8 protein-coding genes and 6 tRNA genes are annotated in these 15,466 nt (G+C 59.6%); 13 read left to right on the forward strand and 1 reads right to left on the reverse strand.

Annotation, left to right across the window (positions count from 1 at the left end):
- Window positions 1-177 precede the first annotated feature (177 nt).
- The 12 genes from NOX35_RS07265 to NOX35_RS07320 all read left to right on the forward strand — a co-directional run bounded on the left by NOX35_RS07265 (window position 178) and on the right by NOX35_RS07320 (window position 11,864).
- Window positions 178-1,416, forward strand: coding sequence for an efflux RND transporter periplasmic adaptor subunit (locus NOX35_RS07265; protein WP_256496894.1), 1,239 nt, complete (start codon window positions 178-180; stop codon window positions 1,414-1,416).
- Entirely contained in the window at window positions 1,413-4,622 is a 3,210-nt protein-coding gene (locus tag NOX35_RS07270) for an efflux RND transporter permease subunit (RefSeq protein WP_256496241.1), read from the forward strand. Before NOX35_RS07265 ends, NOX35_RS07270 begins: the two co-directional genes overlap by 4 nt.
- A gap of 85 nt (window positions 4,623-4,707) precedes the next feature.
- Window positions 4,708-4,794 (forward strand) — tRNA-Leu (locus tag NOX35_RS07275).
- Window positions 4,795-5,129: 335 nt separating this feature from the next.
- Window positions 5,130-6,440: a trigger factor gene (tig, locus tag NOX35_RS07280; protein WP_003068908.1), complete on the forward strand. Its 1,311-nt coding sequence runs from the start codon at window positions 5,130-5,132 to the stop codon at window positions 6,438-6,440.
- 133 nt (window positions 6,441-6,573) lie between these two features.
- Window positions 6,574-7,182 (forward strand): ATP-dependent Clp endopeptidase proteolytic subunit ClpP, encoded by a 609-nt coding sequence (gene clpP, locus NOX35_RS07285; protein WP_003068910.1) that lies wholly within the window; start codon window positions 6,574-6,576, stop codon window positions 7,180-7,182.
- Between the two features lie 176 nt (window positions 7,183-7,358).
- On the forward strand, window positions 7,359-8,621 hold the full coding sequence (clpX, locus tag NOX35_RS07290) for an ATP-dependent Clp protease ATP-binding subunit ClpX (RefSeq protein ID WP_012837449.1): 1,263 nt from the start codon (window positions 7,359-7,361) through the stop codon (window positions 8,619-8,621).
- Between the two features lie 155 nt (window positions 8,622-8,776).
- The gene (lon, locus tag NOX35_RS07295) at window positions 8,777-11,191 is read left to right on the forward strand and encodes an endopeptidase La (protein WP_182286180.1); all 2,415 of its coding nucleotides are present in this window, start codon (window positions 8,777-8,779) and stop codon (window positions 11,189-11,191) included.
- A gap of 109 nt (window positions 11,192-11,300) precedes the next feature.
- Window positions 11,301-11,376: transfer RNA gene (locus NOX35_RS07300), tRNA-Gly, on the forward strand.
- Window positions 11,377-11,433: 57 nt separating this feature from the next.
- A tRNA-Gly gene (locus NOX35_RS07305) sits at window positions 11,434-11,509 on the forward strand.
- Between the two features lie 57 nt (window positions 11,510-11,566).
- Window positions 11,567-11,642: transfer RNA gene (locus NOX35_RS07310), tRNA-Gly, on the forward strand.
- A gap of 57 nt (window positions 11,643-11,699) precedes the next feature.
- Window positions 11,700-11,775 (forward strand) — tRNA-Gly (locus NOX35_RS07315).
- 15 nt (window positions 11,776-11,790) lie between these two features.
- Window positions 11,791-11,864: transfer RNA gene (locus tag NOX35_RS07320), tRNA-Cys, on the forward strand.
- 202 nt (window positions 11,865-12,066) lie between these two features.
- Here NOX35_RS07320 and metE read toward each other — a convergent pair.
- Window positions 12,067-14,391 carry a 5-methyltetrahydropteroyltriglutamate--homocysteine S-methyltransferase gene (gene metE, locus NOX35_RS07325; protein WP_256496242.1) on the reverse strand — a complete coding sequence of 775 codons (2,325 nt, stop codon included), beginning with the start codon at window positions 14,389-14,391 and terminating at the stop codon, window positions 12,067-12,069.
- Window positions 14,392-14,519: 128 nt separating this feature from the next.
- Between metE and NOX35_RS07330 the strand changes: the two genes are divergently transcribed.
- The gene (locus NOX35_RS07330; RefSeq protein ID WP_182286182.1) at window positions 14,520-15,443 is read left to right on the forward strand and encodes a LysR family transcriptional regulator; all 924 of its coding nucleotides are present in this window, start codon (window positions 14,520-14,522) and stop codon (window positions 15,441-15,443) included.
- The last annotated feature ends 23 nt before the right edge of the window (window positions 15,444-15,466 follow it).

Below are 15,466 nucleotides of genomic sequence, written 5' to 3' on the forward strand. Positions count from 1 at the left end.
TATTGTGGACCGGGCTGGCTTGCCGGCTTGCGCCAGCCCATAAAAAGACGGCGCAAAAGCGCACGTGCGTGCACAATCAGCGCTGACTTTGGTGCAGTTGCCTGCCCGGCGGCTGCGCTTTTCCTATTTTTACAAGCCCAGAACACCATGGCTGTTTCGTCTTCTCGTCGTTTTGCAATGTTGTCTTTGTCACACCGGCCTGCCGCGCCTTTGCTGGCGCTGTCCATAGTGGCGGCTGCGGCCATGTTGTCGGCCTGTTCCAAAAAGGAGGCTGCGCCCGAGCCGGTGCGCGCCGTCAAGCTGGTGACCGTGGGTGAGGGGCAGATCGAGTCTGCCCAGGAATACTCGGGCGATGTGCGCGCCCGTGTCGAGTCTCGCCTCGGCTTTCGCGTGGCGGGCAAGATCACCAGGCGTGAAGTGGAGCTGGGCCAGCATGTGAAGGCTGGACAGGTGCTGGCGCGACTGGATGCGCGCGATTACCAGCTCAGCGCCGATGCCGCGCGTGCCCAACTGGCCTCGGCCACCACGCAGCGCGATCTGGCCGAGGCCAATGCCCGGCGTTTTCGCACGCTGCGAGCCCAGAACTTCATCAGCGCCGCCGAGATGGAGCGCTACGAGGCCAATCTGAAGGCTGCCCAGGCCTCGCTCGATCAGGCCCGTGCCCAGCTCTCGAGCCAGTCCAATCAGGAGAACTACACGCAGTTGCTGGCCGATGCCGATGGCGTGGTCACCGCCGTGGAGGCTGAACCCGGTCAGGTGGTTGCGGCCGGCACGCCCGTGGTGAGGATTGCCCAGGACGGCGCGCGCGATGCGGTGTTCAGCGTGCCCGAAGACCGGCGCAGCGCCATCAGGCCGGGCCAGGGCGTGAAGGTGCGCCCCTGGTCGGACGAGTCGCGCGTGATCAACGCACAGGTGCGTGAGGTGGCGGCCAGTGCCGACCCGGCCACACGCACCTATGTTGTCAAGGCCGCCCTGCAGGGCACGGATCTGCCTGCACTGGGCGCCACCGTGCATGTCATGCCCGAGGGCATGGGGGTGAGCCGCGAAGCCATAGGCAGCCAGGTCATCAAGCTGCCAACCACGGCCTTGCGCCAGGAGGGGGGTAACGGTCAGAGTACGGCCGTCTGGCTGTATGACGCGGCCAGCAGTTCGGTGAAGCTGCAGCCGGTGCAGATTGCCAGCGCCGACGGCAACGAGGCGGTGATTGCCTCGGGTCTGCAAGCCGGCATGCAGGTGGTGGCCACGGGCGTTCATGTGCTGACCCCTGGGCAGAAGGTGACTGTGTATCGCGATAAGTATGCCAAGCCGCTGCAGGGTTCTACATCAAATCTGCCCAAAACGCAGGTGGGTAAAGCGCAGGATGCTCCTGAATCAGGTGCGGATCAGCCTGCGGCGGCTGCGGAGGCGGGCAAATGAGCGGCGCTGGACAGAAAAAGACCGGTGGTGCGCATTTCAATTTGTCTCGCTGGGCGCTCGATCATGTGGCGCTGACACGCTATTTCATTGTCGTGCTGATGCTGCTCGGCTTTACGGCCTTCTTCCAACTGGGCCAGGACGAGGATCCTCCGTTCACCTTCCGTGCCATGGTCATTCGCACCTACTGGCCTGGCGCGACGGCCGAGCAGGTTGCTCAGCAGGTGACCGACAAGATCGAACGCACGCTGCAGGAAGTACCTTATGCCGACAAGATCAGCAGCTACTCCAAGCCCGGCGAGTCGCAGGTCATCTTCCAGGTCAAGGACTACTCGCCCCCCAAGGAGGTGCCGCAGCTCTGGTATACGGTGCGCAAAAAAGTGGGGGATATGCGCTACACCCTGCCGCAGGGCGTGCAGGGGCCGTTTTTCAACGACGATTTCGGTGATGTCTATGGCGTGATCTATGCGCTGCAGGCCAAGGGCTTCAGCTATGCCGAGCTCAAGACCCTAGCCGACGATGTGCGTCAGCAACTGCTGCAGGTGCCCGATGTGGCCAAGGTCGAGCAGTTCGGCGTGCAGGATGAAAAGGTCTATGTGGAGCTGTCGCACCGCGCCACGCAGATGGGGCTGAACCTCAAGCAGGTGCTCGATCAGCTCAACCAGCAAAATGCCGTGGCATCGGCTGGTACCTTGCAGACGCCTGCCGAAACCATTGTGTTGCGTGTGCAAGGCCAGTTCAACGACCTGGAGCAATTGCGTGCCATGCCCATCATTGGCCAGGGCGGGGCGCAGTTCAGGCTGGGCGATATCGCCGAGGTGCATCGCGGCTATGCCGATCCGGCCAATGTCATGGTGCGCTTCCAGGGCGAGCCTACGGTGGCATTGGGGGTGTCCATGGTCAAGGGCGGCGACATCATTGCCCTGGGCAAGGCGCTGACGCAGGCCACGGAGCGCATCGCCAAAAGCCTGCCCGTGGGCGTGACGCTGAGCAATATGCAGAACCAGCCCAAGGCGGTGGCGGATTCGGTCAGCGAGTTTCTCCAGGTGCTGATCGAGGCCGTGGTCGTGGTGTTGGCCGTGAGCTTTCTGAGCCTGGGCCTGCACAGGCGCCCGGGGCAGCATCCGCTGTGGAAGCGCTGGTATATCGACCCGCGCCCCGGACTGGTGGTGGGCATCACCATTCCGCTGGTGCTGGCCGCGACCTTCCTGGCCATGTGGTACTGGAATATCGGCCTGCACAAGGTGTCGCTGGGCTCGCTCATCATTGCGCTGGGCCTGCTGGTGGACGACGCCATCATTGCCGTGGAGATGATGGTGCGCAAGATGGAGGAGGGCTACGACAAGTACCGTGCCGCCACCTTTGCCTATGAAATCACCTCCAAGCCCATGTTGACCGGCACGTTGATCACGGCCGCGGGCTTCCTGCCCATCGGCATGGCCAAGTCCATGACGGGCGAGTACACCTTTGCCATCTTCGCGGTGACGGTGATTGCGCTGGTGCTCAGTTGGTTTGCCTCGGTGTACTTCGTGCCCTATCTGGGCCTGCTGCTGCTCAAGAAGCCGCCGCATGCGACCAAGCTGCCGCCCGAAGTGGCGTCCGGTGAGGTGTCGGCCGAAGAAGCAGGCATCAACACCAATGCAGGTGAGCATGAGCTGTTTGACACGCCGTTCTACAACCGTTTTCGCCGTACGGTGAACTGGTGCGTGCAGCACCGCTGGCTGACGATTGGCGCGACGGTGCTGGTGTTCGTGCTGGGCCTGGCGGGCATGGGCAAGGTGCAGCAGCAGTTCTTCCCCGATTCCAGCAGGCCCGAAGTGCTGGTCGATATATGGTTCCCCGAGGGCACTTCCCTGCAGGCCAACAAGGAAGTGACGCTGCGCGTGGAAAAGCGCTTTTTGCAGCTCGACGGCGTGGAGTCCGTCAGCGAATGGATAGGCTCCGGTGCACCGCGCTTTTATCTGCCGCTGGACCAGGTATTTCCACAGAACAACGTCTCCCAGTTCATTCTGGTGGCCAAAGACCTGAAGGCACGCGAGGAAATCCGCAAACAGTTGCCGGCGCTGATGGCCGAGGAATTCCCCGAGGTGCGGGCGCGCTCCAAGCTGCTGCCCAACGGGCCTCCCGTGCAATATCCGGTGCAGTTCCGTGTCATGGGCTCGGACCCCGCCAAGCTGCGCACCTACGCCGATGAAGTCAAGACGCTCATGCAGGCCAATGCCGATATGCGTGGCGTGAACGACAACTGGAACGAGTCCGTCAAGGTCATCCGCCTGCAGGTCGATCAGGACAAGGCGCGTGCCCTGGGTGTGACCAGCCAGTCGATCGCCGAAGCCACGGGCATGAACTTCAGCGGCACCACCGTGGGGCAGTTCCGTGAAGGCGACAAGCTGATCGATATCGTGATGCGCCCGCCCAAGCAGGACCGCGATGCGATTACCGATATCGCGGGTGTCCATGTCACCACGGCAAACGGGCAGTCCATTCCGCTCACGCAGATTGCCAAGCCCGTCATGGTCTGGGAGCCGGGCGTGATGTGGCGCGAGAAGCGCAACTTCGCGATTACCGTTCAAGGCGATGTGCGCGAAGGCCTGCAGGGCGCCACCCTGACCAACGAGCTGTTGCCGCAGCTGCGCAAGATGGAAGCCGGCTGGCATGCGGCTGGTGACACCGGCTATCGCATCGAAGTGGCCGGTGCCGTGGAGGAAAGCTCCAAGGGCTCCGGCGCCATCGTGGCGGGTATCCCGGTGCTGCTGTTTCTGACTTTCACATTGCTCATGTTGCAGCTGCGCAGCGTCAGCCGTTCGCTGCTGGTGTTCATCACCGGCCCCCTGGGCATCCCCGGTGTGGCGGCGGCCTTGCTGTTGCTGAATCGTCCCTTCGGCTTTGTGGCGCTGCTGGGCGTCGTGGCCTTGATGGGCATGATTCAGCGCAATTCGGTCATCCTGATCGATCAGATCGAAAGCGGGCGTGCCCGCGGCGTGCCGGCCTGGGATGCGATTGTGGAGGCGGCCGTGCATAGGCTGCGTCCCATCGTGCTGACCGCAGCAGCTGCCGTACTGGCCATGATCCCGCTGTCGCGCAGTGTGTTCTGGGGCCCCATGGCTGTGGCCATCATGGGCGGTCTGATTGTGGCGACCGTGCTGACCCTGCTGGCACTGCCTGCCATGTATGCAGCTGCATTCCGCATCAGAAAGGACATGGCCTGAGGCTGCATTGTGCGAAAGACTGCCGGTTTTGCGGCTAGAATCTGCGTCTTGACCTCAGTAAGCGTAGATTTGCGCATTGCTGACCGCGCGGGTGGCGAAATTGGTAGACGCACCAGGTTTAGGTCCTGACGGTGGCAACACCGTGCCGGTTCGAGTCCGGCTCCGCGCACCAGACATTGGCAGTCCCTGCTGCCTCAAGCCCGTAACCCCAAGCAGTTACGGGCTTTTTCTTTTCCTGCCCCTGCTTTGCAGGCGCGGCGTCAGCTTTTAAGGCAAACCCCTGTAGGGCGATGGCGGAGCCTGCGCAGCGCCTCGTTATAATGGTCGGCTTCGCCTGTTCCTGATTTGAACAAATGCCTGGCGCCAGACGCTGGGGCAAATGACCGGGGCAGGCTCTGGAAATTTGTGGTGCCGCATGTCGTTGGGTGTGCGCGCACTGTGACTTTGCGCAATACGGTGCAGGTTGCCTGGCAATCTGCACGGTCCTCATCCCTCTTAGGAAAAATCATGGCCGTTAACGTTGAAACTCTTGAAAAGCTCGAGCGCAAGATCACGCTGAGCGTGCCCCTGTCTGCGATCCAGTCTGAAGTTGATGCTCGCCTGAAGAAGGTGGCGCGCACCGTGAAGATGGACGGCTTCCGTCCTGGCAAGGTGCCCATGAGCGTTGTGGCTCAGCGTTATGGCTACTCCGTGCAATACGAAGTGCTGAACGACAAGGTGGGCGAGGCTTTTGCCGCTGCCGTGAACGAAGCCGACCTGCGTGTTGCCGGTCAGCCCAAGATCACCGAGAAGGAAGGCGCTCCCGAAGGCGAAGCCCAATTCGATGCCGTGTTTGAAGTCATGCCCGAAGTCAAGATCGGCGATCTGACTGCAGCCGAAGTGGAAAAGCTGTCCACCAGCGTGGACGACGCGGCCATCGACAAGACCGTGGACATCCTGCGCAAGCAGCGCCGCACCTTCACCGAGCGCGCTGCCGGTGAAGCAGCCGTGGACGGCGACCGCGTGACCGTGGACTTCGAAGGCAAGATCGATGGCGAGACTTTCTCCGGCGGCAAGGCTGAAGACTTCCAGTTCCTGGTCGGTGAAGGCCAGATGCTCAAGGAATTCGAAGACGCAACCCGCGGCATGAAGGCTGGCGAGTCCAAGACTTTCCCCCTGGCTTTCCCCGCTGACTACCACGGCGCTGACGTGGCCGGCAAGACTGCAGACTTCCTGGTGACCGTCAAGAAGGTGGAAGCTCCCAACCTGCCCGAAGTGAACGAAGAGTTCGTGAAGACTCTGGGTGTGGACGGCGGCTCTGTTGAAGCCCTGCGCGACGACATCAAGAAGAACCTGGAGCGCGAAGTGAAGTTCCGCGTTCAAGGTCGTAACAAGCAAGCCGTGATGGACGCCCTGGTGTCCGTGGCCGAGCTGGATCTGCCCAAGGCTTCCGTGCAAGCTGAAGTGGGTCGCCTGCTGGAAGGCGCGCGCGCCGAGCTGGAACAGCGCGGCATCAAGGACGCAGCCAAGGCTGAAATCCCTGAAGACATCTTCCTGCCCCAAGCCGAGCGTCGCGTGCGCCTGGGCCTGGTGGTGGCCGAGCTGGTCAAGACCAACAACCTCCAAGCTACTGCCGAGCAGATCAAGGCTCATGTGGAAGAGCTGGCATCCAGCTACGAGAAGCCAGAAGACGTGGTGCGCTGGTACTTCGGCGACCGCAACCGTCTGGCCGAAGTGGAAGCCGTTGTGATCGAAAACAACGTGACCGAGTTCGTGCTGGGCAAGGCCAAGGTGACCGACAAGGCCGTTTCCTTCGACGAATTGATGGGTCAAGCCTAAGGGCTGGATCTTTTATCGGTGCTTGCCCTAGGCAAGTTCCGATAACTTGAATTGCGGGGCTTGTGCTTTTGCGCGCAAGCCCCATTTTCTTTTCAGAATGCGGCTACAGTAGGCGCATAGCACTGGAGAAAACATGAGCGCATTGGATACATTGGGTTTGGGCATGGTGCCCATGGTCATTGAACAGTCGGGCCGCGGTGAGCGCTCCTATGACATTTATTCGCGTCTGCTCAAGGAACGCGTGATTTTCCTGGTGGGCGAGGTTAACGATCAGACTGCCAACCTGGTGGTAGCCCAGCTGTTGTTCCTGGAAAGCGAAAATCCTGACAAGGACATTTCCTTCTATATCAACTCCCCTGGCGGCAGCGTGACGGCAGGCATGGCGATTTTTGACACCATGAACTTCATCAAGCCCGATGTCTCGACGCTGTGCACCGGCATGGCTGCGAGCATGGGTGCTTTCCTGCTGTCGGCCGGAGCCAAGGGCAAGCGCTATGCACTGCCCAATGCTCAGGTCATGATTCACCAGCCTCTGGGCGGTGCACGTGGTCAGGCGACCGAAATTGAAATTCATGCCCGCGAAATCATCAAGACCCGCGAGCGTCTGAACAAAATACTTGCCGAGCGTACCGGCCAGCCCCTGGAAAAGATTCAGAACGACACCGAGCGTGACTATTTCCTTTCCGCCGATGAGGCTAAGGAATACGGCCTGGTTGACCAGGTAATCAGCAAGCGTTCCTGAAATGCATAGCACCGAGCCCCGTGTCTGATTGGGCTTGCAGGTGCTGGCAATGAAAAACCTGGGAGCTGCTGACTGGCTCCCGGGACTTGCTCGGCGGCGTTTGTCCCTGATGGCCTACGCCGCCTTGTCTTTGGTTATCATTAATTTTCGTTTTTTCGTAACGAGGCACAGCCCCCATGGCCGATAAAAAAGGCTCTTCCACCGAAAAGAATTTGTATTGCACCTTCTGCGGCAAAAGCCAGCACGAGGTCAAAAAGCTGATCGCCGGCCCGTCCGTGTTCATCTGCGACGAGTGCATCGACTTGTGCAATGAGATCATTCGCGACGAACAGCCTGCCGCCGACGCCAAGGAAGGTCGCGGCGATCTGCCGACGCCCGCCGAAATCAAGGCCAATCTCGACAATTATGTGATCGGTCAGGAGCAGGCCAAGCGCACGCTGGCCGTGGCGGTCTACAACCACTACAAGCGTCTGAACCACAAGGACAAGGCCGGCAAGGACGATGTGGAGCTCAGCAAGAGCAATATCTTGCTGATCGGTCCCACGGGTTCGGGCAAGACCTTGCTGGCCCAGACGCTGGCTCGTCAGCTCAACGTGCCCTTCGTGATGGCCGATGCCACCACGCTGACCGAGGCTGGCTATGTGGGCGAGGACGTAGAGAACATCATTCAGAAGCTGCTGCAAAGCTGCGAGTACGATGTTGAGCGTGCTCAGCGCGGTATTGTCTATATTGACGAAATCGACAAGATCTCCCGGAAGTCTGACAACCCCAGCATCACGCGTGACGTCTCGGGCGAGGGCGTGCAGCAGGCTCTGCTCAAGCTGATCGAAGGCACGATGGCCAGCATTCCGCCACAGGGCGGGCGCAAGCATCCGAATCAGGACTTTCTGCAGATCGACACCACCAATATCCTGTTCATCTGCAGTGGTGCGTTCGCAGGACTGGAAAAAGTCATCGAGAATCGCACCGAAGCTTCAGGCATAGGCTTTGGCGCTACCGTCAAGAGCAAGAAGCAGCGCTCCATCTCGGAGATGTTCCTCGAGATCGAGCCTGAAGATCTGATCAAGTTCGGCATCATCCCCGAGCTGGTGGGTCGTATGCCCGTGGTGACGGCGCTGGCCGAGCTCAGCGAAGATGCTCTGGTGCAGATCCTGACCGAGCCCAAGAATGCGCTGGTCAAGCAGTACAGCAAGCTGCTGGCCATGGAGGGTGTGGAGTTGGAGATCCGTCCCGCGGCCCTGAAGGCGATCGCCCGCAAGGCCCTGGCTCGCAAGACCGGTGCGCGCGGTCTGCGCTCCATCGTCGAGCAGGCTCTGATCAGCACCATGTTCGAGTTGCCGACCGCCGAGAATGTGGAAAAGGTAGTGGTGGAAGAAGCCACCATTGAAGACGGCAAGGAGCCGCTGCTGGTTTACCGCGAAGCGGCCAAAAAGGCCTGATACTGTGCTTGCGTGCAAGGTGGGCCCTCCAATGGGCTCGCTTTGTCGCCTGCGGCTGAAAGGCAATGCCCCTGAGGCGGCAAAAACAATTTGCCCCCAGGGGTTGAAATACACCGGTAAGCGGACCATCTTCCGCTGAGAAACCGAGGATACCTATGTCTGGACAAACCCCTTTGCCTTCTACCGAGCTGGACCTGCCACTGCTGCCGCTGCGCGATGTGGTGGTGTTTCCGCATATGGTGATTCCACTGTTCGTGGGGCGTGCCAAGAGCATCAAGGCTCTGGAGCTGGCCATGGAAGGCGACCGCCGCATCATGCTGGTGGCGCAGAAGACGGCCTCCAAGGACGAGCCTGCAGCGGAAGACATGTTTGATGTGGGCTGTGTCTCCACCATCTTGCAGATGCTCAAGCTGCCCGACGGCACCGTGAAGGTGCTGGTGGAAGGCCAGCAACGCGCGCTGGTCAAGCAGGTTGCCGACGAAGAGTCTCACTTCACGGCATCTGTGACGCCCGTGGAGCCCGAAGGCGATGCCCATGAGCAAAGCGAAATCGAAGCTTTGCGGCGTGCCGTGACCCAGCAGTTTGATCAGTACGTCAAACTCAACAAGAAAATTCCTCAGGAAATCCTGACTTCGATTGCCAGCATCGACGATGCCGGTCGTCTGACGGACACCATTGCGGCCCACCTGCCTCTCAAGCTCGAGAGCAAGCAGGCGGTACTGGATCTGGTGGACATCAAGGAGCGTCTGGAAAACCTGTTCGAGCAACTTGAGCGCGAGGTTGACATCCTCAACGTCGACAAGCGCATCCGTGGCCGCGTCAAGCGCCAGATGGAGAAAAATCAGCGCGACTTCTATCTGAATGAGCAGGTCAAGGCCATCCAGAAGGAGCTGGGCGAGGGTGAGGACGGTGCCGACATCGAGGAGATCGAGAAAAAGATCAAGCTCGCCAAGATGCCTGCCGATGCTCGCAAAAAGGCTGAGGCCGAGCTCAAGAAGCTCAAGCTGATGTCGCCCATGTCGGCTGAAGCTTCGGTGGTGCGCAACTACATCGAAGTGCTGACTGGACTGCCCTGGAGCAAGAAGACCAAGATCAAGCACAATCTGGCGAATGCCGAGGAAGTGCTGAACGAAGATCACTTCGGCCTGGAAAAGGTCAAGGACCGCATTCTCGAGTATCTTGCCGTGCAGCAGCGTGTGGACAAGGTCAAGGCGCCCATTCTGTGCCTGGTGGGTCCTCCCGGCGTGGGCAAGACCTCGCTGGGGCAGTCCATTGCCAAGGCCACAGGTCGCAAGTACGTGCGCATGGCGCTGGGCGGCATGCGAGACGAGGCGGAAATTCGCGGTCACCGCCGTACCTATATCGGCGCCATGCCCGGCAAGGTGCTGCAGAGCCTGGAGAAGGTTGGAACGCGCAATCCTCTGTTCCTGCTGGACGAAATCGACAAGCTGGGCATGGACTTCCGTGGCGATCCTTCGAGCGCGCTGCTGGAAGTGCTGGACCCCGAACAGAACAACAAGTTTGGTGACCACTACGTGGAGGTCGACTTCGACCTGTCCGACGTGATGTTTGTGGCGACCTCCAACTCCATGAACATTCCTTCGGCCTTGCTGGATCGCATGGAGGTGATTCGCCTGTCGGGCTACACAGAAGACGAAAAAACCAATATTGCCATCCGCTATCTGCTGCCCAAGCAGATCACCAACAACGGCGTGAAGGACGGCGAGCTGGAAGTGACCGAAGCCGCGATTCGTGACATCGTGCGCTACTACACCCGCGAAGCGGGCGTGCGTTCGCTTGAACGCGAGCTGTCCAAGATTTGCCGCAAGGTGGTCAAGGGCTTGCAACTTGGCAAGCTTCAGCCCAAGGTGGAGGTGAATGCCGACAACCTCAATGAATATCTGGGCGTGCGCAAGTTCAGCTATGGCCGTGCCGAGCATGCCAATCAGGTGGGGCAGGTTGTGGGTCTGGCCTGGACCGAAGTCGGCGGCGATCTGCTGACCATCGAAGCCGCCACCATGCCAGGCAAGGGCGTCATTACGCGCACAGGTTCTCTGGGCGATGTGATGAAGGAGTCGGTCGAAGCTGCTCGCACCGTGGTGCGTAGCCGAGCTCGTTTGCTTGGTATCAAGGATGAAGCCTTCGAGAAAAAGGACATCCATGTGCACGTGCCTGACGGCGCTACACCCAAGGATGGCCCCAGCGCCGGGGCTGCGATGACGACAGCTTTTGTCTCGGCTCTCACAGGCATTCCCGTGCGGGCTGATGTGGCCATGACCGGTGAAATCACCTTGCGCGGCGAAGTCACGGCAATCGGTGGCCTCAAGGAAAAGCTGCTGGCTGCTCTGCGCGGTGGCATCAAGACCGTGCTCATTCCTGAAGAGAATGCCAAGGATTTGCAGGACATTCCCGATAATGTGAAGAGTGGTCTGGAAATCGTTCCTGTGAAGTGGATCGATCAGGTTCTCAAGGTGGCCCTGGAGCGTGTGCCGGATCCTTTGACTGAGGAAGCTGTAGCCACCGTGGCGTCCGCCGATGTCAAGCCGGTAGAGGCAGCCATCAAGCATTGATGCTTGTTTTGTGAAAATTGTGGCGTTTTTTCTGGGAGGGCTCAGAACTGCGCTACAATTCATCCATCGCAGCAAACAACGTTGTACAATGTTGGGCTTCGGTAGATATGCGGGAATAGCTCAGTTGGTAGAGCGATACCTTGCCAAGGTATAGGTCGACGGTTCGAACCCGTTTTCCCGCTCCAGGTTTTCAGAGCCTGTAGCAATACAGGTTCGCATCAAAAGGCGAAAGCTTTTTGAATGCGGGAATAGCTCAGTTGGTAGAGCGATACCTTGCCAAGGTATAGGTCGACGGTTCGAACCCGTTTTCCCGCTCCAGGTTTTCAGAGCCTGTAGCAATACAGGTTCGCATCAGAAAGCGAAAGCTTTTTGAATGCGGGAATAGCTCAGTTGGTAGAGCGATACCTTGCCAAGGTATAGGTCGACGGTTCGAACCCGTTTTCCCGCTCCAGGTTTTCAGAGCCTGTAGCAATACAGGTTCGCATCAAAAGGCGAAAGCTTTTTGAATGCGGGAATAGCTCAGTTGGTAGAGCGATACCTTGCCAAGGTATAGGTCGACGGTTCGAACCCGTTTTCCCGCTCCAGGTTTTTGTGATAGCGGCGCGATAGCAAAGCGGTTATGCCCCGGATTGCAAATCCGGTTAGACCAGTTCGACTCTGGTTCGCGCCTCCAAACTTGTGGCACAAGCCCTGCAGATGAAAGTCTGCAGGGCTTTTTGCTTTGTGCGCTTGATGCAAAAAGGCTCTGTGTACCAGCCTGCCTTGCAGGCTGGACGCCGAATCTGCGTCACCCGATTCAACTGCTGCCGTGCATTTCGGTATGAAAAAGCCCAGGGCATGCCTGGGCAACTAGGAGAAGGCTGGAGCGCTGCCTTTCAGACGGATTCGGCTACTTTGACAGAGTGGCGCAATGTTCTGGCGGCCTCCACCATGTGCCGCAGAGCAGGAATCACTTCTGCCCACTGGCGTGTCTTGAGGCCGCAGTCAGGGTTGACCCAAAGGCGTTCCGTGGGAATGCGTTTTGCGGCTTTTTGCATGAGCTCCACGATGCATGCCTTGGTGGGAATATTGGGAGAGTGGATGTCATAGACGCCCGGACCGATCCCATTGGGGTAATCGAAGTGCTCGAAGGCCTCCAGCAACTCCATGTCCGAGCGCGAAGTCTCTATGGTGATCACATCGGCATCCATGGCTGCAATCGAAGCAATGATGTCGTTGAACTCCGAATAGCACATATGGGTGTGAATCTGGGTTTCATCGACAACGCCATTGGCGCTGATGCGGAAGGACTCCACGGCCCAGTGCAGATATTCCTTCCATTGTGATTTGCGCAATGGCAAGCCCTCGCGCAATGCAGCCTCGTCGATCTGGATCACGCGCACGCCGGCTCTTTCCAGATCCAGCACTTCCGCGCGAATCGCCAGAGCCAGCTGATAGCAGGATGTGGCGCGCGGCTGGTCGTCGCGCACGAATGACCAGTTCAGGATGGTGACCGGGCCTGTCAGCATGCCTTTCATGGGTTTGCGGGTCAAGGACTGGGCGTACTGGATCCATTCCGTCGTCATCGCCTTGGAGCGGCTGATGTCGCCGAACAGAATGGGTGGCTTGACGCAGCGTGAGCCGTAGGACTGCACCCAGCCGAACTGGCTGAAGGCGTAGCCGTCGAGTTGTTCTCCAAAGTATTCCACCATGTCGTTGCGCTCGGCCTCGCCATGCACCAGCACGTCCAATCCCAGGGCTTCCTGCGCTTGCACGCAGCGTTCGATCTCGGCGCGCATGGCGCCTTGGTAGCGGGCGAAATCCAGGCGACCGGCCTTGAATTCGCTGCGCGCCTGGCGTATCTCTGTCGTCTGGGGAAAAGAGCCAATGGTGGTGGTCGGGAAGGCTGGCAGCTTCAGCAGCCGGGCTTGCTTGGGGGCGCGCACCTCGTAGCTGCTCTGGCGTTGGCCCCACTGGGAGCTGATCTGCTTGACTGCTGCTTGCACCACGGGGTTGTGGACGCGAGGCGAAGTGCGGCGCGTGGCCAGAGCGGCTGCGTTGTCGGCCAGCTCGGCTGCGACAGCATCTCGGCCATCGCGCAAAGCCTTGCCCAGCACGCGTAGCTCATCCAGTTTCTGCAGAGCATAGGCCAGCCAGGATTTGATGTCGGCATCCAGCTTTTGTTCGCTGTTCAGATCCACGGGTACATGCAGCAAGGAGCACGATGGCGCAATCCAGAGACGCTCGCCTAGGCGCTCGGCCAGCGGCTCCACCCAGTCCAGCACGGCAGCGAGATCGGTTTTCCAGATATTGCGGCCGTTGATCACGCCCAGCGACAGCACCTTGTGCGCGGGCAGCAGCCCCAGCAGTTGCTGCACATCGTCCTGGCCGTTGATGGCATCGATGTGCAGGCCGGCTATGGGCAGGTTTGCTGCCAGATATTTGTTTTCGGCCAACTGGCCGAAATAAGTGGCCAGCAGCAGCTTGATCTTGCTGCTTTTGAGGTGGTGGTATGCGGTGTTGAACGCGTGTTGCCAGTCGGCACCGAGCTCGGTGACGAGTATGGGCTCGTCCATCTGCACCCATTCCACGCCTTGGGTAGCCAATGTATCGAGCAATTGCGCATATACGGGCAGAAGGCGTTGCAGCAATTCCAGCTTGTTGGAGTCATCCTTGGCTTTGCCCAGTGCCAGATAGGTGACGGGGCCGATGAGGACGGGTTTGGCCTTTATGCCTTGTGCCTTGGCTTCGGCCAGTTGTTCCAGCAGGCGCGATGCATCGAGCTTGAATTCGGTGGTCGAGCTGAACTCGGGCACGATGTAGTGGTAGTTGGTGTCAAACCACTTGGTCATCTCGCCCGCGGCGACGCCGCCAGCGCAGCAAGGGGTGTGATCGGCGCCGTGGGATTCTGTCCTGATCGCCGAACGGCCACGGGCCACGCGAAAGTAGTTGTCCAGCGCATCGCCTTCAAAGCCTTGCACCCGTTCGGGCAGATTGCCCAGCGTAAAGCTCATGTCCAGTACCTGATCGTAGAACGCGAAGTCACCCACGGGCACCCAGTCCAGCTCTTGCTGCGCGGTCCAGTGGCGTTGGCGCAGCTCGGCGCCCAGCGCCTTGAGCGCATCGCGCGAGGATTCGCCTCTCCAGTAGGACTCCAGCGCGAACTTCAGTTCGCGCTTTGCGCCGATGCGAGGAAAGCCCAGGTTGTGAATAGTCGTCATGCAGAAATCCAGTCTTGTGATCCTTGGCCCATGGCCAGAGTGGCTCGGGTCAGCGGACTGGATGTTCCTGGAATCAATACATGAAGTAAAATGGTCGTTTTTCATGTATCCATGAATTGTGTTCACAGATGATTGAGCGTATCCATCTTGCAATCGTGCAAGAGGTTGAAAAACAAGGCTCTTTGACTGCGGCAGCCGATGTGTTGTGCGTCACCCAGTCCGCCCTGAGCCACAGCATGAGAAAGCTGGAGGCCCAACTCGGCACCGATGTCTGGTTGCGTGAAGGGCGCAGCCTGCGCCTGACGCAGGCGGGTCAATACCTGCTGGCGGTGGCCAATCGCGTGCTGCCTCAGCTGGATCTGGCCGAGTCGCGTTTGCAGCAATTTGCCTTGGGAGAGCGCGGCAGCTTGCGCATCGGCATGGAATGCCATCCTTGCTACCAGTGGCTGCTGAAAATCGTCTCACCTTATCTGGCCGCCTGGCCCGATGTGGATGTGGACGTGAAGCAGAAGTTCCAGTTTGGCGGCATCGGTGCGCTGTTCGGCTATGAGATCGACATGCTGGTCACGCCCGATCCGTTGTTCAAGCCGGGTCTGCACTTTGAGCCTGTTTTTGACTATGAGCAGGTGCTGGTCGTGGCTGCGGATCACGCCTTGGCCCGGGTCGACCATGTCAAGCCCGGCGATCTGTCTCGCGAGGTGCTGATTACCTATCCCGTGGCTGTGGACCGGCTCGACATCTATACCCGGTTTTTGCTACCCAAAGGTATTGCCCCCAGGCGCCATAAAACCATAGAAACCACCGACATCATGATGCAGATGGTCGCCAGCGGGCGGGGCGTCGCGGCCCTGCCGCGCTGGCTGGCTCTGGAATATGCCGAAAAGATGGCAGTTGTCCCCGTGAAGCTGGGCAGCAAGGGGATCGCCAAGCAAATCTACCTCGGCGCGCGCGAGGCAGAGTTGCATACCGACTATCTACAGGCCTTTATTGCGCTGGCACGGGAACCTGGCCTGGCTATGCGTGCTGCCGCGCCCACGCAGGACGACTCTTGAGAAGAGCAGCAGCCGACGGCTGA

The sequence above is a fragment of the Comamonas sp. C11 genome (genome assembly GCF_024496285.1).
GTDB classification, from domain to species: Bacteria; Pseudomonadota; Gammaproteobacteria; order Burkholderiales; family Burkholderiaceae_C; genus Comamonas; species Comamonas testosteroni_F.